This is a genomic window from Promicromonospora sp. NPDC090134 (genome assembly GCF_044746965.1).
Taxonomy (GTDB): Bacteria; Actinomycetota; Actinomycetes; order Actinomycetales; family Cellulomonadaceae; genus Promicromonospora.
Map to the genome: position 1 here is coordinate 459,813 of NZ_JBIVCZ010000001.1, position 17,645 is coordinate 477,457.

The window sequence follows — 17,645 nt, forward strand, 5'->3', positions numbered from 1 at the left end:
AGCTCACACCGTACGCGGAGCCACTGACACGCTCTCGTGGATTCGACCGTGGCCGAAGCCCTGGGCCCAAGTTCACCCGAGGTCGAGCTCGAACCAGACCGTCTTGCCCGTCCGCCGGCCCTCGCGCGGCGGGCCGTGCCGGTGGCTCGGGCGCGGCGCCCCGCCGTGCCGGTCCACGCCCCACCGGGACGCGAGCCGCTCGAGGAACTGCACGCCGCGACCGCCGAACTCGGTGACCGCCGGGTCCCGCAGCTCGGGCTGCACGGTCGACGAGTCGCGCACCCCCACCCGTAGCCGGTCCAGGTCCACCTCGACCGTGGCGGTGAACGGTGCCTGCCCGTGGTCGACGGCGTTGGTCAGGATCTCCGACGTCAGCAGCATCACCGTGCGGCGCAGCGGCATCGGCACGCCGCAGCTCTCCAGCACGTCGTCGACCCAGATGCGCGCCGGGCCGACGTCGAGCAGCGACGGGGCGAGCTTGCGCTCCGCCGTGGCGGGGCGTCCGGGCGACGGCGGGCCCGACGGCGCCGCCGCCCGCACCCGTACGGCGAGCACGGCGACGTCGTCCCGCTGGTCGTCCGACGCGAGGCGGCGCACGAGGGTGACGGGCAGCGCCGCGGTGGCCGTGTCGCCGAGCGCGCCGAGCGTCTTCTGCAGGCGGTTCAGCCACTGGTCGGGGGTGGTGCCGCGCTGCTCGGCAAGGCCGTCCGTGTACAGCAGGAGCGTGTCGCCGGGGCGCAGCGTCGTGACGTGGTCGGTGCGCTTCGACGTGGGCCGCACGCCGAGCATCATGTCCGGGAGCACCGAGAGACGCTCGACCGTGCCGTCCTCGCGGAGCACGAGCGGCGGCGGGTGCCCGGCGGTGGACCAGGTGAGCTGGTACGCGCCGGCGACCCGCTCCAGGCGGGCCACCACGGCGGTCCCGCTGGCGAGCAGCCCCAGCCCGGAGTTGGCCTTGTCCAGCAGCGACAGCAGGGCCGACGGCGACTCGTCGTGGCTCCACGCGAACGCCCGCAGCAGCGACCGGAGCTGGCCCATCTTCGCCGCGGCGCGCATGTCGTGGCCGGTCACGTCGCCGATCATGAACATGGTCGCGTCGTCGTCCACCGCCACGGCGTCGTACCAGTCGCCGCCGATCTGGTCGGAGCGCGTGGCGGGCGAGTAGGTCGCCGCCATGTCGAGGTGCGGCACCTCGGGCAGCCGGCTGAGCATCGCCCGCTGCAGGGTTTTCGCGGACTCACGCCGCTCCTCCAGGAGCCGGGCCCGCTCCAGCGCATGGCCCGTGTAGTGGGCCAGCCCGGTCTGGAGCGCGTAGGAGTCCTGGTCGGGCCCGCGGTCGCGCTCCCAGGCCAGCATGATGACGGCGACCACGGCGCCGGCCGTCACGACGGGCAGGTACGCGCGGGCGCCGACCTCCGGGTCGCAGAGCTCCTCCGAGCCCGGGAACGCCGTGAACATCTCGTCGGCCGAACGGAAGAACAGGGGCCGGGCGGTGCGGGCCGCCTCGGCCAGGGGCCGCTGCTCGTCGAGCTTGGTCTGCCGGAGCCGCTGGGGGAACTGCGGCTCGGCGTGGACGAGGGACCGGTAGGTGATGCCCCGCCCGTCGGCGTCGGCGAGGGCGAACGCGCAGTACCGCGCGCCGATCCCCGCTGTGCCGACCTCCACGATGACCTCCTCGACCTGGTCCATCGTGTTGGCGTTCGCGAAGGCCTCGCTCAGGGAGAGCAGGAACCGGCTCCGCCGGTTCGCCCGCACGGCGGTCTCCTGGATGCGGCGTGCGCGCTCGCGCTCGGCGCGCAGGCGCAGCTCGGCGGTGCAGGCCGCGGCGAGGTCGGCGAGGGAGTCCAGGTCGTCCTGCGACCACTCGCGGGGCTGGTCGTCCACGGCGCACAGCGCGCCGACGGCGCGCCCGCGCAGGTCGAAGACGGGATAGCCGGCGAGGGCGACCAGGCCCATCTCCCGGACCAGGTAGTTGTCGCACAGCAGCGGGTCCGCGCGGGCGTCCACCGTGACGACCGGCTCGCCGCGCGCCGTGATGACATTGGTCAGGGTGCCCGGGTGCTGCAGCAGCCGGTTGGACTGCATCGGCTCCGGAACCCCGGACGCTCCCGCGAGGACCTGGCCCTCCCGGACCACGAAGTAGACGACGGCGGCCGGGACCCGCAGATGCCGCCGCACCAGGCGAGCAAACCGGTCAAAGGCCTCATCCGCTGTGGGAGCAGCGAGACCGACGTGCTCGAGGTCTCGCAACGCCTGGAGGTCCGTCGGCATCCCATCAGTATTGCGAGAGAAGGACGCGTGCGCGACAGATGTACCGGATGTGTCCCTTTTGTGCCGGGCAGGTAGCCTGCCCGTTCACGGTCACACCTCGAGCAGACCGCGCTGGTGAGCGAGGCTCACCGCCTCCGCCCGGCCCGAGGCGCCGAGCTTGGCCAGCAGGTTGGACACGTGCACGCTCACCGTCTTGGTCGAGATGAACAGCCGCTCGCCGATCTGCCGGTTGGACAGCCCTTGCGCGACCAGGCCGAGCACCTCCTCCTCGCGCTCCGTGAGGGTCGAGGCCGTCGCGCGGCGGACCCCCGGCAGGTCGAGCCGCGCCCGCCGGGCGAGCGCCCGGACGGCGTCGACCAGCGGCTGCGCGCACATGTCCTCCGCCTCCGAGAGCGCCTCGGCCGCCTCGACCTCGGCGGCCTGCCGCTCACCGGCGCCGAGCAGGGCCTCGGCCCACCGGTAGCGCGAGCGCGCCACCTCGTAGCGGTATCCGAAGCCGAACGCGTTCACGGTGTCCTGCCAGCTCGCGGCGGCCTCCCGCCACAGGTCCGCGGCCGCCCGCTCACCGCTGTCGGCACCCGCGGTGCTGCCCACGATCGCATGGAGCCGGGCGTTCTCGGCGGCTGCCCGCTGCAGCCAGGCTCGCCCCTCGGGGCCGAGCACGCCGCCGCGCGGACGTCCGCGCTGCGCCGTCTCGCGGGCGATCGCCAGGAGCGAGTCCCCGCTGTCGAGCCGTTCGGCCGCACGCGCCTCCACGGCGGTGGCGGCTGCCGAGCCGGGGGCACCCGCGCGGCCCGCGGACCGGTCGGCCTGCGCGGCGTCGGCCAGGGCTGCGATCGCCAGCGCGGACAACCAGATCCGGCCGAGGAACACCTCGGTCCACACCTCGCCCAGGTGGTCGGTGATCCGCACGGCCAGGGCCGCGGCGTCGTCGTAGCGGCCCGCCCAGGTCAGGGCGTCGACCAGGCTGCCGCCGCCGATCAGGGCGATCTGGCCGTCGCTCTGCCAGTGGTCGAAGAGGGCCTCGCCGCGCGGGATGGCATCGGCGTCGCCGCGCGCCACCGCCGCGTACATCTGGGTGGCCTCCAGCACGTGCTTGTGCGTGGCCGGCACCCCGCCGGCTGGCCGCGGCGACAGGTCGCCACGGAAGTAGAGCATGACCTCCTGCAGGACCCGGAGGTTGACGGTCGGCGTGCTCCAGGCCAGCCCGAGCTCCTCGGCCCGGGCGAGCGCGTGCTCCACCCGCTGCTGGGCGGCCTCGAGCTCCCCCGCGTAGAACCGGTTGGCCGTGGCGTTGTAGAGCGTGCGCATCTCCGTGAGCACGTCGCCGGCCTCGGTCGCCGCCGTACGGGCCTCGTCGAGGAGCGCCGCTGCCCGGTCCGGGTCGGCCACGTCGAGCACGGCGAGGGTGGAGAGCGCCGCGGCGAGCGCCCCGGGCTGTCCGACGGACCGCGCCTCCTCGATGGCGCACTGGGCGTGCCCGCGGGCGTCGTCGTCCAGGTCGATGATCATCGTGACCCGCGCCAGCTGCGCGTTGGTCCAGATTCGCTCCGGGCTGCGCTCCGGCAGCACCTCCAGGGCCGCGCGCAGGTCCTCGATCGCGGCCTCGACCTGGCCGGGTACCTCGTCCCAGGTGGGCAGGTCGAGGTACCGGTGCACGAGCACGTGCCGGAGGCCGGCGCGGCGCAGGGGGTCGGCGACACCCTTGACCGCGCGCTCGGTCAGCTTCACCGCGCGCATCGGGTCGCCGGCGCGCGCCGCGGCCTCGCCCGCAGCGAGTGCGACGTCGACCCGGTCGCGGCCGATCCGCTCCTCGGCGTCCGGCACCGACTCCCAGAGGGCCAGCACCTGTTCCCAGTGTCTGAGCTCCTCCTCGGGGGCGAGCAGCTGGCGCGCCCGCAGGGCGGCGTCGCGCGACGCGGTCAGCGCGGCGGGCAGGTCGTGGCCCTCGTAGGCGTGGTGGGCGCGCTCGGCCGCGCTGCCGATCGGCATGCCGTCGGGCCCGTCCTGCTCGATCACCGCGAGGTAGGCGCGGTGCACCGACGACCGCTCGCCGGGCAGCAGGTCGGCGTACAGGGCCTCGGCGAGCAGCGCGTGCCGGAACTCCAGGTGAACGCCGGAGACCACCAGCACCTGCTGGGTGACGGCCTCGCGCAGCGCGATGTCGACGTCGTGCGCGCCCCAGCGGGCGGCCGCGGCCCGCAGCAGTTCCTCGCGCACGCGGCGTCCGCCGACCGACGCGATGCGCAGCACCTGCTGCACCTCGGGGTCCAGCCGTTCCAGCCGGGTGCGGAGCACCTCGGTGAGCGTCCAGGGCAGGCTGGCCGAGTCCGGCCCGGCGTCCAGGAGCTCCTCCGCGAAGAAGGCGTTGCCCTCGGACCGGTCCAGCACGTCGGCGAAGCCGGCGGCAGGCAGGGGCCGGCCGGCCAGGGCGGTGGTGAACTCGCGCAGCTCGTGCTCGGTGAACGGCTGCAGGTCGATCCGCTCCACGTGCTCCAGCCGGGACAGCTCGGCGAGCAGGGGGCGCAGGGGGTGCCGGCGGTCGACGTCGTCCGCCCGGTAGGTCACCACGAGCAGGACGTTCTCGGTCCGGGCGCGGGCCGCGAGGAACCGCAGCACGTCGCGCGTCGACGCGTCGGCCCAGTGCGCGTCCTCGACGACGAGCACGAGCGGGCGCTCGGGCGCGCCGGCGACCGCCAGGCTGCGTGCGATGCCCTCGAAGAGCTGGAGCCGCTCGTCGTGGTCGGCGTCGGCGCTGCTGCCGGGCTCCAGGAGCCGCCACAGCGCCGGCCGCTCCGCGACGAGCTCGGTGACCCGCGCGGCGGCGTCGGGTCCCGCGGCCCCGGCCTGCAGCTGGGTGAGGGCCTCGGTGAAGGGCAGGTACGGGATGCCGACCTGGCCCAGGTCGACGCAGTGCACGACGACGGCGCTGGCTCCCGCCTGCTCCGCCGCCTGTGCCACATGACCGATCAGACGGGTCTTGCCCACGCCGGCGTCGCCGCCGACGAGCACGAGGCCCGGCCGGCCGGCCGAGGCGCGACCCACTGCCAGCAGGAGAGAGGCAACCTGCTCCTGCCGGGAGACCAGGGGGATCGTCGTGGACCGTCGCACCTGCACATCGTGCCACCGGTCACTGACAATCCCCCTGGCCTGGCCTTTCTCCGGTTCCATCGATCCGGCGCCCACGGCTTCGGCGCCCACCGTGGTCACGCGAACAGGCCGTGCCGCTTGGCGGGTGCGGGGCGCATGCCCGCGATGCCCTCCCTGATCTGCTCCGTGCGGTTCGCACGGGCGGCGCGCCTCTCCAGGCGGGCGGCGCGGTCCGCCGCGGTCGGCCGCTTGCTGCGCCAGGCCTTCTTGGCCTGGGCCTGCCGGTACTCGATCTCCGCGTCCACCGCGGGTCCCCACAACGACATGATTCCTCCTGCGTCCCCGGCGGGCCGTGTGCCCGTCCGGCTGATGAGGAAGACACTCGTCCTGAGCCGGGGGGTCCCGGATCGGGAGGTCGGGCAGTCCTGGACGACGGGGTACCTCAGACCGGCGTCTGAGGTACCCCGGCCCGGGCCTGAGGTGGGTCTGAGGTACCTCAGCACGCCTGGGAACAGGCCTGATGCGTCCCGTCGGACGCCCGAGATGCCCGATCGGCCGCTCGGCGGGACACTAGGAGGGCGAGATTCAGGGAGTTCACAGCCCCACTATTGCGATCTACGTCACAGCAGACGCACACTGGAAGTAGCAGCGGACCCAATTCGGGGGTGGATCGTGACCGGAACCGAAGCTGGAACGTACGACATCTTGCCCATGCTGGGCCGTGGGAAGCACCGCAATCCCAAGAAGGGCGCGTGCTTCATGGAGCTCGCCTCCTTCCTCGCAGGCGAGAAGTGGAGCGACCATCCAGCCTGCACGCACCCGCTCATCGCGATGCTGGCTCGCGCGGTGAACGACCTGACGGCGGACCACGCGCGCCCGCAGCTCGCACCGCTCATCCCGTCGGTCATCGGCCTGACCAGCACCGACCCGCGCTGGGACGTGCGGATCGCGCTGCGCGCCGCGCAGACGGCGCTGCCGGTCTCGCCCGCGGACCGGCAGCAGACGCTCGCCGTCGCAGTCCTCGGCTCGGAGCGCATGCTCGACGTCCTGGAGGACCGTCCGGCAGGCACCCTCGCACCGGAGAGCAAGGACGCGCTCGCGGCCGTACCGAAGACGGCGGCCTGGGCCGAGCGGTTCTGCGCCGGCACCAGCGTGCGGCCCAAGAGGTTCGTCCGTGACGCCGCGCCGAGCGTGGTCTCCACGGCGGTGCAGGGCATCTCGGAGGCGTTCGTACCGGACGTCGACGCACGCCTGAGGGACCTGCTCGCAGCAACTATCGCCGATGCGCGCCGCTGGACCGGGAACGCGGACGACGACGCCCGCACGCTCGACCCGCTGGCGTGGGGCCCGGTGGTCAAGGCGGCTCCGACAACCGCCTGACACACCTGGCCGGACAGGGGGAACCGGGTCGGGGCGCACCAGGGGGCGCCCCGACCTGAGTCATGTCCGGACGGGCTCCCCGCGCAGGTCGAGCAACTCCGCCACGGATCGTGTCGGGATCCTGTCGATCGGGCGGCGGCGAGATCGTCACCACCGTGTCAGACAGACCCGACCGGAGGACAGAACCATGCGATACACGATCCTGCTGCACTACCCGGAGATGACGCCCGAGGAGCTCGGGCCCGGCGGCTGGGAGGAGGGCGAGCGCGAGTTCCAGGCCTACGCCACGGCGCTGGACCAGGCGGGGGTGCTGCTCTCCGCGGAGGTGCTCCAGCCGTCGTCGTCCACGACCACTGTCGCCGTGCGCGACGGTGAGCTGCGCGTCCAGGACGGCCCCTTCGCCGACACGAAGGAGCAGCTCGGCGGCACCTTCGTCGTGGACGTGCCGGACCTCGACGCCGCGCTCGCCTGGGCGCAGAAGGCGCCGTCGGTCCAGTGGGGCACGGTGGAGGTGCGCCCCAGCGCCACCCACTACGAGAACGGCGCGTGGACGCGCTGACCGATCGCGCCGACGCGCGGGCCGTCGCCGAGGCGGCGGCCCGCACGTCGTACGGCCGCCTGCTGGCACTGCTCGCGGCCCGCGACGGCGACATCCAGCGTGCCGAGGACGCCCTCGGCGAGGCCTTCGAGCGCGCCCTGCGGCACTGGCCCGACGACGGCGTGCCGCACAACCCCGACGGCTGGCTCCTCACCGTGGCCCGCAACCGGCTGCGCGACCTGTACCGCTCCGCCGCCCACCGCACCACCGTGCCGCCCGACGCCGGACCCGAGCCCGCCGTGCCGCCCGAGGACGTCGACCCCGACGCGATCGGGGACCGCCGGCTGGAGCTCATGTTCGTCTGCGCCCACCCCGCGGTCGAGGCGGGCATCCGCACCCCACTCATGCTGCAGACCGTGCTCGGCGTGGAGGCCACGGACATCGCGGCGGCGTTCGCCGTCCCCGCACCCACGATGGCGCAGCGCCTGGTCCGGGCCAAGCGCCGGATCCGGGACGCGCGCATCCCGTTCCGCATCCCCGGCCGGGACGAGGCGCCCGACCGCCTGCCGCCCGTGCTGGAGGCGGTGTACGGCGCGTACGCCATCGACTGGCGCGGCGCCGCGCCGCAGGTGCGCGGGTCGCTCACCGGCGACGCGCTCACGCTGGCCCTGCTCCTGGCCGACCTGCTGCCCGAGCCCGAGGTGCTCGGCCTGGCCGCCCTGCTCTGCTTCTCGCTGGCGCGCGCCGGCGCGCGCGGGGCCGACGGCGCCTTCGTACCGCTCGACGAGCAGGACGTCGCCCGCTGGGACACCGGCCTGATCGAGCGCGGCGAGGCGCTGCTCCGGCGGTCGCTCGCCGACCCGGCCTCGCCCGCCGAGCAGCCCGCCGGCCCGCCCGGCCGGTTCCGCCTCGAGGCCGCCATCCAGTCCGTGCACTGCGCCCGGGCGCGCACCGGCCGCACCGACTGGCCCGCGCTCGTCACGCTGCACCGGGCGCTGCTCCGCGTCGCGCCGACGCTGGGTGGGCGGGTGGCGCTCGCGGCCGTCGTCGCGCGGGTCGACGGCGCGCACGCGGGGCTGGCCGCGCTGGACGAGGTCGCGGCGGCGGAGCCGGCGTCGGGCCGGTTCCAGCCGCTGTGGGCGACCCGCGCGCACCTCCTGGCCGAGGCCGGCGACTCCGAGGCCGCCCGGGCCGCCTACGACAAGGCGCGCTCGCTCACGACCGACCCGGACCTGCGGGAGTTCCTGGCGCTGCGGAGCGCCGCCGTCGGCTGAGGCCGCCGGGTGAAGCCAGCCACCCTGGTCCCGAAACCCGGACCCGTGCCTCCCTACCAACGAAGCGAGCTCCTGGTTCGTCCTGTTCCACGAGGGGCGCCCACACGAGGGGGCCTGAGAACGGGGACCGACCATGACGACCAGCACAGCGATGATCACCGGCAAGGATGTCGCGGCGGTCGAGCGCGATCTGCGGCGCATGGAGCTGCTCAACCGGCGCGAGCACAGGATCCGCGCGGCCGCCCGTTCGGCCCCGGTGATGTCCTACCTCACGCTCGCCACGCGCGCACGGGACCGCTGGAGGTACGCGGACGCGTGATGTCGGAGGGCGGGGCCGCAGATCCAGGGGGTTCGGCGGCCCCGCCCCATTTCACCCGGGAATTTACACGGAGCGATCCTGACCTGCCCCTTAGGCTCCTTGGCATGAGTGGACACCCTTCACCCCATCTGCCAGCGGACGGTCATGCGCCCGTCCCGCCCCCGCCAGGTGGGTACGACGTGGTGCCACCCGCCGTCGGGCCTCCGCCGCCGCCCCCCGCCACGCCGCCCGGCATCCCGGTGTCCGGCGGTCAGCCGCCTGCCGCGCCCCGGAAGAACGGGCGGCAGGCGCTGATCATCGCCGTCGTGGTGATCCTGCTGCTCGCGGCCGGTGCGGGGGTCTGGTACCTGCTGCGGCCGCCGCCGATCCCCGACCCGGAGCCCGCCGCGGAGCAGCTCGCGGCCGCGCTCCAGGCGGGCACGCCCGCCGACTTCCCGCTCACCATGGAGACGTCCGCGTCGCCCGACGAGCAGTACGCCTCGGTGTTCGAGCAGCTCGTGGCCGCCGTCGGCGAGGACGCCGGCACCGTGGCGGTCAAGAGCGTCACCCCGCTCGAGGAGGGCGACGGCGGCACCGCGACCGCCACCGCGACGCTCGCCTGGACCTGGCCCGTGGCGACCGAGGAGGCCTGGGAGTACGAGACGGTCGTGCAGCTCACCTACCCGGGCCCGGCCGATGGCGAGGCCGGCGCCTGGGAGGCCGCCTGGAACCTCGGCGTGCTCGTCCCGGGCCTGGAGGCGGGTGAGCGGCTCGCCGTCGAGCGCACCGAGCCGGTGCGCGGCGACATCGTGACCACGAGCGGCGAGACGATCGTGGGGCTCACCCCCGTGCACCGCGTGGGTATCGACAAGACGCGGCCCGGCTGGGACACGGCCGCCGCGCAGCTCGGCGCCGTGCTGGGCTTCGACCAGGCCACGACCGACGACATCGCGGCGCAGGTCCAGTCGGCGGGCGACAAGGCGTTCATCGACGTCATCACCATCCGCGACAACGACCCGGAGTACGACTTCAACGCCGCGATGGCGATCGCCGGCGTCGTCGGGATCCCGGACGAGATCCCGCTCGCGCGGGACCGCGACTTCGCCCGCGGGCTGCTCGGCACGGTCGGCGAGGCGACCCAGGAGATCGTCGACGAGTCGAAGGGCACGATCAAGGCGGGCGACATGGTGGGCCTGTCCGGCGTGCAGGCGGCCTACGACGAGCAGCTGCGCGGTGTGCCCGGCCTGGCGGTGACCATCGAGCCCGTCGAGGACGGGGAGGGCGAGAGCCGCGAGGCGTTCACGATCGAGAAGAAGGACGGCGAGCCGGTCGCCATCTCGCTCGACCCGGCGACGCAGCTCCGCGCCCAGGCCGCCCTCGCCGACTTCGGCGACCTGGCGAGTGCGATCGTCGCCATCAAGCCGTCCACCGGTGAGGTGCTCGCGGCGGCGTCGGGCCCGGGTTCGGAGGGGTTCAACACCGCGACCCTGGGGCAGTACCCGCCGGGTTCGACCTTCAAGATCGCGACGTCGCTGGCGATGCTCCGCGCCGGGACGACGCCCGACTCGACGCTGCCCTGCACCGCCACGATCAACGTGGAGGGCCGCGTGTTCCAGAACGTGCCCGGGTACCCGCAGTCCGCGATGGGCGACTCCGTGCCGTTCCGGACCGTGTTCGCGAACTCGTGCAACACCGCCTTCATCTCGCAGCACCAGGCGATCTCGCAGCAGCAGCTGCACGACGCCGCGGCGTCGCTCGGCCTGGGTGCCGAGCACACGGTGTCCTTCGGCGGTGCGGCGGCGTTCGGCGACGTGCCGACCGAGGCCTCGGGCACGGAGCACGCGGCGTCGATGATCGGGCAGGGTCAGGTGCTGGCCACCCCGCTCGCGATGGCGACCGTCGCGGCGAGCGTCTCCGCCGGCCACACGGTGTCCCCGTGGCTGGTCGAGCCGACGGGCGAGGAGGCGGACGCCGAGCCGGCGGGCGACCTGACCGCGGACGAGGCGGCCACGCTGCGCGACCTCATGGGTGGTGTGGTGCAGGAGGGTTCGGCCGAGCTGCTGCAGGACGTCCCCGGGATCGTCGGCGCCAAGACGGGTACCGCCCAGTTCGGTGACGGCACCAAGGCGCACGTCTGGATGCTCGCGATCGCGAACGACCTTGCGGCGGTCGTGTTCATCGAGGAGGGCGAGCTCGGCTCGACCACCGCCGGCCCGGTGATGCACGAGTTCCTCACGGGGAGCTGATCCCGAGCAGGTGCGACCGAGCACGAACGACGGAGCGCCTGTCCGACCGTCCCCGGCGATGCCGGGGCGGGTCGGGCAGGCGCTCTGTCGTACGGCCGGAGCGGGCGGTCAGCCCTTGAAGCCGGCCTCGGTGCACGTGGCCTTGTAGGACTCGATGGCGCCCATGATGGCGTTCGGGCGGGCGATCGTACCGCCCAGGGCCTGGTCGAACGGCGCGCGCACGGCCTCGAGGTGGGCGATGCTGACCTCGTCCGCCTTGCCGAGGATCAGGCCGATGTTCGTGCTCACCTTCGTGGCGTTACCGGTCTTCGCCTCGTCGAGCGGGGAGGCGACGTCCATCGCCGCGGCCTGGATGCTCGACACGAGCGGACCAGCGAAGAACGCGTTGCACGTCTCGACGAGGTCGTACTCGCCGGTGCTGATGGGGGCCTCGGCCACGGGGGACGGCGCGACCTGCTGCACCTCTCCGCTGGAGGGCGTGAAGTCGTTGGCCATGTCCTCGAGGGCCCCGCATCCGGACAGCAGAAGCGCACTGGCGACCGCTGCCACGATCGCCCAGTTCTTGCTGGTGCTCACGATCTACTTCCCTCACGTCATCGGGTCAGAAAAGTGCGGTTCGGCCGCACTCGCCCGCGAGTCTAGCGCCACGGCCGCCACCGAAGGCCAGCGGCCCCGTGGGCGACGTCGGACGCTCAGGCCACGGGAGGGTCCTGAGCGTCCGACAGGTGGTGCGGGACGGCGGTCAGCGCCCGCCGTCCGCCGGGGGCTGGTCCTGCGGCCCGGGGGCCGCGGGAGGTGCGGGTTCCGCCGGCGGCGTCGGGCCGGAACCCTGGCCGGAACCGGGGACGGGTCCCGCCGAGCGGAGCACGGCGAGCCGGGAGCGGTACTCGGCCTCGTCGATCTCGCCGCGGGCGAAGCGGTGGCCCAGGAGCGTCACCGGGTCGGCTCCGGCCGCCGTGTGCGCGGCCCACGGACCGCCCCACCCGCCGCGTGCGCCCCGGCGGGCCCGGCGCGCGATCAGGAAGACCACGGTCGCGAACAGCAGGAACCACAGCAGCGGGAAGATGAAGAAGAACGGGCCGGGTCCGCCCCAGCCGTACTGCGGCCCATGTGCGAGGACCTCTGTCGTCGCGGTGAGCATGTCGACCTCCAGCAGTCGGTTCGGCCGGTCGTTCCGGCCACACCACCAGGCTGCCGCCGTCCGGCTCCGGGAGCGTCAGCCCGGCGTACCTGCCGGGCTACCCCTCTGGTGCCGCTCCGCTCCAGCCGGGGCGGACGAGGCCCGCCTCGTACGCCAGCACCACGAGCTGCGCGCGGTCGCGCGAACCGGTCTTCATGAGCACCCGGGAGACGTGCGTCTTCACGGTCGACTCCGACAGGTACAGCCGGCCCGCGATCTCGTCGTTGGCGAGGCCGCCCGCCACCTCGACGAGCACTTCCCGCTCGCGCGGGGTGAGCTCTGCGAGCGCCGGCACCGGCCGCACGGTCCGGGTCGCGTCAGCGACCTTGGCCAGCAGGCGCCGCGTCACCGTGGGCGAGAGCAGCGCGTTGCCCGACGCCGCGACCCGCACCGCGCGGACCAGCTCCGCGGGCTCGGTGTCCTTGACCAGGAACCCGGACGCCCCGGCGCGGATCGCCTCCGTGACGTACTCGTCGAGCTCGAACGTCGTCACCACCACCACGTGCACACCGGCCGCGCGGGGTTCCGCGATGATGCGGCGGGTCGCCTCGAGCCCGTCCAGGCCGGGCATGCGGATGTCCATGAGCACCACTTGGGGCAGGTGCTCCAGGGTGAGTGCGACGGCGTCGTCGCCGGTCGCGGCCTGGGCGACGACGCGCATGTCGTCCTCGGAGTCGATCAGGGCGCGGAAGCCGCCGCGCACCAGGGCCTGGTCGTCGGCGAGCAGGACGTCGATCATGCGGTGTCTCCGATCTCGGGTGTCTCGGGTGGTGCGGCGTCGTGCGACGGGGTGGTGCCCGGGCGCGGCGTCCCGGTCCGCCGGGCGACCGGAAGGCAGGCCCGGACCTCCCAGCCGGGTCCGTCCGCGCGCGGGCCGGTGGTCAGGATGCCGCCCGCGCCCTCGACGCGCTCGCGCATCCCGAGCAGCCCGTAGCCGGCAACGACGGGTTCCGCGCCGGCGGGGACGCCGTCGTCGGACACCGTGACCTCGACGGCGTCGCCCCTGGTCACGCGCAGCGTGACCCGGTGGGCCGACGGCGCGTGCCGGCGGACGTTCGTCAGCGACTCCTGGACCACCCGGTGCACGACGCCGGCGACGTGGTCCGGCAGGTCGTCCACGTCGGTGAGCTCGACGGTGACGTCGAGGCCGTCGGCGCGGGCCTGGTCGGCCAGCCGGCGCAGACCGGTGAGGTCCCAGGTGGGGGTGAGGGGCGCGGCGTCGTCCCACTCCGGTTCCGGGGTGGGGGTCGGGGCGTAGGCGGCGGTGCCGGCGTCGGCGCCGGCGCCGGCGCCGGGCGGTGCGATCGGCCGGTTCCCCGAAGTGGACGGGGGCGTCCCTTCGCGGACGATCCCGAGCACCGTGCGCACCTCGGCGAGCGCGTCCTTGCTGGTGTCGCGGATGTTGGTCAGCGCCTCGCGCGCCTGGCCGGGGTTCCGGTCGATCAGGTGCAGGCCCACGCCGGCCTGGACGTTGATCGCGGACAGGGAGTGGGCGAGCACGTCGTGCAGCTCGCGCGCGATGCGCAGGCGTTCCGAGGCGACGGCGGTGCGCTCCCGCTCGGCGGCGGTCTCCAGGGCGGCGGCACGCGCGGCCGCCCGGCGCGCGATCCGGTCACGCGCCCCGCTCGCGATCAGCAGCACGACCGTGAGCCAGGCCGCACCCGCGACGAGCGCCCCCGTGGTGAGGAACCACGAGCCGTCCGCGCTGTCCCAGCCCGGGCCGTGGTATCCCGGGGGACCCCAGGTGCGGTCGGGCTCGACCGGGTTCTCGGTCAGGAACCGTTGGAGGCGTGGGGCGAGCAGCGTGGCGGCGACCCCCACCCCGCCGGCGAGCAGGGCGGCCCCGGACCACGCGACCAGCCGGGCCCGGCGCACCTCGCCGCTGAGCATGACGCCGGCCAGCACCGCGGCCGGGCCGAGGAACCCCGGCCCCCACGGGTATCCGGCCAGCAGGAACACGAGCGTGGCGGCGACGGACAGCACCGTCGCGAGGGCGGGACGGCGCGGCAGCAGGAACACCAGCGCCGCGGGCGACACCAGCAGCAGGAGCACCCCGGCGAGGTCGAGGTCCGTGGCCCACGACTGGCCGCGCGAGGCACCGAACGAGCCCAGGACGGAGGCGACCGCGACGGCGGCGCCCACGAGCATGCGCGGCCGGAGACGGTCGAACGGCGCCGTGACCGGCGGGTCCGCGAGGGCGGCGGGGTTCGGACGGATGGTGCCCAGCATGCTCGCACGCTACGCCGGGCCGGGTACCGCCGCGTCGGACCCCGGTGCCGGTGCGTGTCGTCCTGCGGTACCGCGGGGTGTGGTCGGCAAGATGCGGTGATCGGCAGAACGTCAGGTGATCGGCAGCTCGAGCCGATCACCTGACGTTCTACCGATGATCCGGGTTGACCCCGGCCCCGCCCCGGGCAGGGCCGTCAGGCGAAGCGAGCCGTGCGCTCCACCACGCGGCCGGCGCCGCGGCCGGCGTCGGCGGCCGGGTCCCAGCTGTAGACCTCGGTGCCGGTGATGAAGACGCGCTCGGCACGCTGGTCGGTGTCGAGCGGGTCGCCCGACCAGAGGACGACGTCGCCGTCGAGCCCCTCGGCGATGGCCCCCACGCGGACGTCGAGCCCGAGGAACGACGCGGGGTTGGTGGTGATGGCGGCCAGCGCCGTCTCGCGGGGCAGGCCGTCGCGCGCGGCGAACGACGCCTGGTGCACCAGGAAGTTGATCGGGATGACGGGGTGGTCGGTCGTGATCGCGACGCGCACGCCGGCCGCGGCCATGGCGGCGATGTTGCGGTTCGCCCGGTGCCGCACCTCGACCTTGGAGCGCGAGACGAACATCGGGCCGTAGATGACCGGGATGTCCTTCTCGGCGAGGACGTCGGCGATGAGGTGGCCCTCGGTGCCGTGGTTGATGACGAGCCGGTAGCCGAACTCCTCCGACAGGCGGATCGCCGTGGCGATGTCGTCGGCGCGGTGCGTGTGCTGGTCCCAGGCGAGCTCGCCGGCCAGGACGCGGGCCAGGGTCTCCTTGCCGAGGTCGCGCTCGAAGGGCTTGCCCTCCTCCGCGGCGGCGTCGCGCTTCGCGGCGTAGTTCTGGGCGTCGACGAAGGCCTTGCGGATCACGTTCGCGACACCCAGACGGGTCGAGGGGAGCTGCTTCTTGTCCCCGTACACCCGCTTCGGGTTCTCGCCGAGGGCGCTCTTGACCGACACCGAGTCGCTGATGACCTGCTCGTCGATCGTGCGGCCGCCCCAGGTCTTGATCGCGACGGTCTGGCCGCCGATCGGGTTGCCCGAGCCCGGCTTGATGACCGCCGTCGTCACACCGCCGGCGAGGGCGTCGCGGAAGCCCTCCTCGTCGATCTGGACGGCGTCGATCGCCCGCAGGGCGGACCCGTTCGGGTCCGTCATCTCGTTGGTGTCGTTGCCGGCCCAGCCCTCGCCCTCCTCGTGGATGCCGATGTGGCCGTGCGCCTCGACGAAGCCGGGCAGGAGCCACTTGCCCTGTGCGTCGACGGTCTCGGTGCCCTCGGGCACGGCGACGTCGGTGCCGACGGCGGTGATCACGCCGTCCTGGATGAGGACCGTGCCGTTCTCGATGGGCTCGGCGGCGACGGGGACCACGTAGGCGTTGGTGATGGCGATGCTGGAGCGCGTTGTCATGGGTACATCATTACCCAAGGTAACGAGGTGTCAGGAACCTTGGTCGGTGGGCGCCCGGTGCGGAGACCGCGAGCAGGCGTGACAGATGCTCGTTCGACGTGCCAACATGTATACCGATAACTAAACTCACGGCATGGCGGACGAGGAATGGAGCATCTACGTCGTCGACGAGGTGCGTGACTGGATCGAAGAACTGGACGACGCATCTCACAAGCGCGTCGTCGAGGGGCTGGACGCTCTGGCCGAGCGTGGGCCGAGACTTGGCCGACCGCTGGTGGACCCGCTTCGCGGTTCCGCGTTGGCGAATCTGAAGGAGCTGCGGCCTGGTTCGATCCGGATCTTGTTCGTGTTCGATCCGTGGCGCTCCGCGATCCTGCTGGTTGCTGGTGACAAGAGGAACCGCTGGCAGGAGTGGTACGTCGAGGCGATTCCGTTGGCGGAGGAGCGGTACCAGAAGTATGTAGCCAAGCGTTCGGACGAGGAGGACGTGTCATGACGGGCTATGTGAAGTGGCAGGACATTCGCGCTGAGCACGTGGCGCGGGCAGGCGGCGAGGAAGCTGTCGAACGCGGGAAACAGGAGCTCCTGGCCGAGGTCACGGGCTACCGGCTCGCAGAACTGCGCAAGAAGCGCCGTCTGACCCAACAGCAGGTTGCCGACAGGATGGGCGTGACCAAGGGCAGGGTGTCGCAGATCGAGAAGGGCAAGATCTCCGGCCAGGAGGTGCTCGCGCGATATGCCCACGCCCTGGGCGGCCAGCTCCAGCAGGCGATCCTCTTTGACGACGGCGAGATCGCCGGTATCGCGTAGGAGCCAGGCATCCTGGCGCGACCGTCTCGAGCAGCCGGCCGCGCCCGCCCCGTCAGCCCGACGTTGCCGGGTTCGTCGCCTTGCCGTCGAGCCACAGGGTGTCGGACGCGTCGCTGTGCGTGCCCGACGTGCCGACGTGCTTGGCGCTGATCTTCGGCCCCTTGGTGATGACGTGGACCATCGCCATGCCGTGTCCGCGGCCCAGGCCGTAGTCCTCCTTGAGCCACTCAAGGATCGGGCTCGCCTTGGTGGACGCGTCGAACCCGCGCTCCTGCGCGAGCGCGACGAGCTCGCGCGGGGTATGCCCCGTCTTGTCCTCGACGGCGTCGAGGTACGCCTGAAATGACATCGGTGCTCCTTCGTACGGGAGACGGGGCTGTCGGCACCGCCTGCTACCAGCACAGACGAGTCGGGGCCGCGGAACTCATCGGCCGTCGGCGCTTTCCACGGGCTCCGCTCAGAGGGTCGCGCGCAGGAGCTTCGCCGCCGCGGCGATCCGACCGGGGTCGCCCGGCGTCGGCTCCCACGGGAGGCGCAGCGAGTCGCGGGACGGCTCGCCGCGGAACCGGGGTACCACATGGATGTGGAAGTGGAACACGGTCTGCCAGGCGGCCTCGCCGGCACAGCTCAGGATGTTCACGCCGTCGGCCCCGAGCTGCTTCGTGGCCCGTCCCGCGATGCGCTGGGCGGTCAGGGTGCAGCCCGTCAGGTCCTCGGGCGCGATGTCGTGCAGGTCGCGGGAGTGCGCCTTGGGAATCACGAGCGCGTGGCCGTCGGACGCGGGGTTGATGTCCATGAAGGTGAGCGTGCGTGCGTCCTCGTCGATCCGGGTCGAGGGCAGCTCGCCGCGCACGATGCGACAGAAGAGGCAGTGGGCTTCTGAGGTCATGGAGCGACCG

General features: G+C 73.5%; 17 protein-coding genes. 7 read left to right on the forward strand and 10 right to left on the reverse strand.

Translation table 11 applies throughout. The features are described from left to right. Positions 1-72: 72 nt before the first annotated feature. From ACIPN7_RS02025 to ACIPN7_RS02035, 3 genes are all read right to left on the reverse strand, one after another. Positions 73-2,271, reverse strand: a complete 2,199-nt coding sequence (locus ACIPN7_RS02025; protein ID WP_400537472.1) for a SpoIIE family protein phosphatase — start codon at positions 2,269-2,271, stop codon at positions 73-75. A gap of 90 nt (positions 2,272-2,361) precedes the next feature. Continuing rightward, the gene (locus ACIPN7_RS02030) at positions 2,362-5,382 is read right to left on the reverse strand and encodes an AAA family ATPase (protein ID WP_400537474.1); all 3,021 of its coding nucleotides are present in this window, start codon (positions 5,380-5,382) and stop codon (positions 2,362-2,364) included. 95 nt (positions 5,383-5,477) lie between these two features. Beyond that, positions 5,478-5,687 (reverse strand): hypothetical protein, encoded by a 210-nt coding sequence (locus ACIPN7_RS02035; protein ID WP_400537476.1) that lies wholly within the window; start codon positions 5,685-5,687, stop codon positions 5,478-5,480. 346 nt (positions 5,688-6,033) lie between these two features. Here ACIPN7_RS02035 and ACIPN7_RS02040 point away from each other — a divergent pair, with 346 nt between their 5' ends. The 5 genes from ACIPN7_RS02040 (at position 6,034) to ACIPN7_RS02060 (ending at position 11,097) form a co-directional block, all read left to right on the forward strand. Continuing rightward, the gene (locus tag ACIPN7_RS02040) at positions 6,034-6,741 is read left to right on the forward strand and encodes a hypothetical protein (protein ID WP_400537478.1); all 708 of its coding nucleotides are present in this window, start codon (positions 6,034-6,036) and stop codon (positions 6,739-6,741) included. Positions 6,742-6,928: 187 nt separating this feature from the next. Next, on the forward strand, positions 6,929-7,300 hold the full coding sequence (locus ACIPN7_RS02045; protein ID WP_400537480.1) for a YciI family protein: 372 nt from the start codon (positions 6,929-6,931) through the stop codon (positions 7,298-7,300). After that, on the forward strand, positions 7,288-8,553 hold the full coding sequence (locus ACIPN7_RS02050) for an RNA polymerase sigma factor (RefSeq protein WP_400537482.1): 1,266 nt from the start codon (positions 7,288-7,290) through the stop codon (positions 8,551-8,553). The genes ACIPN7_RS02045 and ACIPN7_RS02050 overlap by 13 nt, the downstream gene beginning before the upstream one ends. 133 nt (positions 8,554-8,686) lie before the next feature. Further along, positions 8,687-8,872 carry a hypothetical protein gene (locus ACIPN7_RS02055; RefSeq protein WP_400537484.1) on the forward strand — a complete coding sequence of 62 codons (186 nt, stop codon included), beginning with the start codon at positions 8,687-8,689 and terminating at the stop codon, positions 8,870-8,872. 179 nt (positions 8,873-9,051) lie between these two features. Further along, positions 9,052-11,097: a penicillin-binding transpeptidase domain-containing protein gene (locus ACIPN7_RS02060; protein WP_400537486.1), complete on the forward strand. Its 2,046-nt coding sequence runs from the start codon at positions 9,052-9,054 to the stop codon at positions 11,095-11,097. 108 nt (positions 11,098-11,205) lie between these two features. Here ACIPN7_RS02060 and ACIPN7_RS02065 read toward each other — a convergent pair whose 3' ends face one another. The 5 genes from ACIPN7_RS02065 to ACIPN7_RS02085 all read right to left on the reverse strand — a co-directional run bounded on the left by ACIPN7_RS02065 (position 11,206) and on the right by ACIPN7_RS02085 (position 15,936). Beyond that, positions 11,206-11,673 (reverse strand): hypothetical protein, encoded by a 468-nt coding sequence (locus tag ACIPN7_RS02065; RefSeq protein ID WP_400537488.1) that lies wholly within the window; start codon positions 11,671-11,673, stop codon positions 11,206-11,208. 166 nt (positions 11,674-11,839) lie between these two features. Beyond that, entirely contained in the window at positions 11,840-12,238 is a 399-nt protein-coding gene (locus ACIPN7_RS02070; protein ID WP_400537490.1) for an SHOCT domain-containing protein, read from the reverse strand. A 97-nt stretch (positions 12,239-12,335) separates the two neighbouring features. Continuing rightward, positions 12,336-13,016: a response regulator gene (locus tag ACIPN7_RS02075; RefSeq protein ID WP_400537492.1), complete on the reverse strand. Its 681-nt coding sequence runs from the start codon at positions 13,014-13,016 to the stop codon at positions 12,336-12,338. Next, positions 13,013-14,506: a sensor histidine kinase gene (locus ACIPN7_RS02080; RefSeq protein WP_400537494.1), complete on the reverse strand. Its 1,494-nt coding sequence runs from the start codon at positions 14,504-14,506 to the stop codon at positions 13,013-13,015. The genes ACIPN7_RS02075 and ACIPN7_RS02080 overlap by 4 nt, the downstream gene beginning before the upstream one ends. Before the next feature lie 194 nt (positions 14,507-14,700). Continuing rightward, positions 14,701-15,936 carry an amidohydrolase gene (locus ACIPN7_RS02085; RefSeq protein WP_400537496.1) on the reverse strand — a complete coding sequence of 412 codons (1,236 nt, stop codon included), beginning with the start codon at positions 15,934-15,936 and terminating at the stop codon, positions 14,701-14,703. 133 nt (positions 15,937-16,069) lie between these two features. On the opposite strand from ACIPN7_RS02085, the gene ACIPN7_RS02090 reads away from it, so the two are divergent. Next, positions 16,070-16,432 carry a type II toxin-antitoxin system RelE/ParE family toxin gene (locus ACIPN7_RS02090; protein ID WP_400537498.1) on the forward strand — a complete coding sequence of 121 codons (363 nt, stop codon included), beginning with the start codon at positions 16,070-16,072 and terminating at the stop codon, positions 16,430-16,432. After that, positions 16,429-16,746, forward strand: coding sequence for a helix-turn-helix domain-containing protein (locus ACIPN7_RS02095; protein WP_182620158.1), 318 nt, complete (start codon positions 16,429-16,431; stop codon positions 16,744-16,746). The genes ACIPN7_RS02090 and ACIPN7_RS02095 overlap by 4 nt, the downstream gene beginning before the upstream one ends. Before the next feature lie 52 nt (positions 16,747-16,798). On the opposite strand, the gene ACIPN7_RS02100 is transcribed toward ACIPN7_RS02095, so the two are convergent. Together ACIPN7_RS02100 and ACIPN7_RS02105 are read right to left on the reverse strand one after the other, a co-directional pair. Further along, positions 16,799-17,095, reverse strand: a complete 297-nt coding sequence (locus ACIPN7_RS02100) for a DUF4287 domain-containing protein (RefSeq protein ID WP_400537501.1) — start codon at positions 17,093-17,095, stop codon at positions 16,799-16,801. Positions 17,096-17,203: 108 nt separating this feature from the next. Then, on the reverse strand, positions 17,204-17,635 hold the full coding sequence (locus tag ACIPN7_RS02105) for an HIT family protein (RefSeq protein ID WP_400537503.1): 432 nt from the start codon (positions 17,633-17,635) through the stop codon (positions 17,204-17,206). Between the last annotated feature and the right edge of the window lie 10 nt (positions 17,636-17,645).

What these genes read in the sequence shown, in the direction of transcription:
- ACIPN7_RS02085 (WP_400537496.1), bottom strand. Translation starts at nt 15,936, where the DNA reads ATGACAACGCGCTCCAGCATCGCCATCACCAACGCCTACGTGGTCCCC.
- ACIPN7_RS02105 (WP_400537503.1), bottom strand. Translation starts at nt 17,635, where the DNA reads ATGACCTCAGAAGCCCACTGCCTCTTCTGTCGCATCGTGCGCGGCGAG.
- ACIPN7_RS02035 (WP_400537476.1), bottom strand. Translation starts at nt 5,687, where the DNA reads ATGTCGTTGTGGGGACCCGCGGTGGACGCGGAGATCGAGTACCGGCAG.
- ACIPN7_RS02090 (WP_400537498.1), top strand. Translation starts at nt 16,070, where the DNA reads ATGGCGGACGAGGAATGGAGCATCTACGTCGTCGACGAGGTGCGTGAC.
- ACIPN7_RS02055 (WP_400537484.1), top strand. Translation starts at nt 8,687, where the DNA reads ATGACGACCAGCACAGCGATGATCACCGGCAAGGATGTCGCGGCGGTC.
- ACIPN7_RS02080 (WP_400537494.1), bottom strand. Translation starts at nt 14,506, where the DNA reads ATGCTGGGCACCATCCGTCCGAACCCCGCCGCCCTCGCGGACCCGCCG.
- ACIPN7_RS02025 (WP_400537472.1), bottom strand. Translation starts at nt 2,271, where the DNA reads ATGCCGACGGACCTCCAGGCGTTGCGAGACCTCGAGCACGTCGGTCTC.
- ACIPN7_RS02045 (WP_400537480.1), top strand. Translation starts at nt 6,929, where the DNA reads ATGCGATACACGATCCTGCTGCACTACCCGGAGATGACGCCCGAGGAG.
- ACIPN7_RS02070 (WP_400537490.1), bottom strand. Translation starts at nt 12,238, where the DNA reads ATGCTCACCGCGACGACAGAGGTCCTCGCACATGGGCCGCAGTACGGC.
- ACIPN7_RS02095 (WP_182620158.1), top strand. Translation starts at nt 16,429, where the DNA reads ATGACGGGCTATGTGAAGTGGCAGGACATTCGCGCTGAGCACGTGGCG.
- ACIPN7_RS02075 (WP_400537492.1), bottom strand. Translation starts at nt 13,016, where the DNA reads ATGATCGACGTCCTGCTCGCCGACGACCAGGCCCTGGTGCGCGGCGGC.
- ACIPN7_RS02100 (WP_400537501.1), bottom strand. Translation starts at nt 17,095, where the DNA reads ATGTCATTTCAGGCGTACCTCGACGCCGTCGAGGACAAGACGGGGCAT.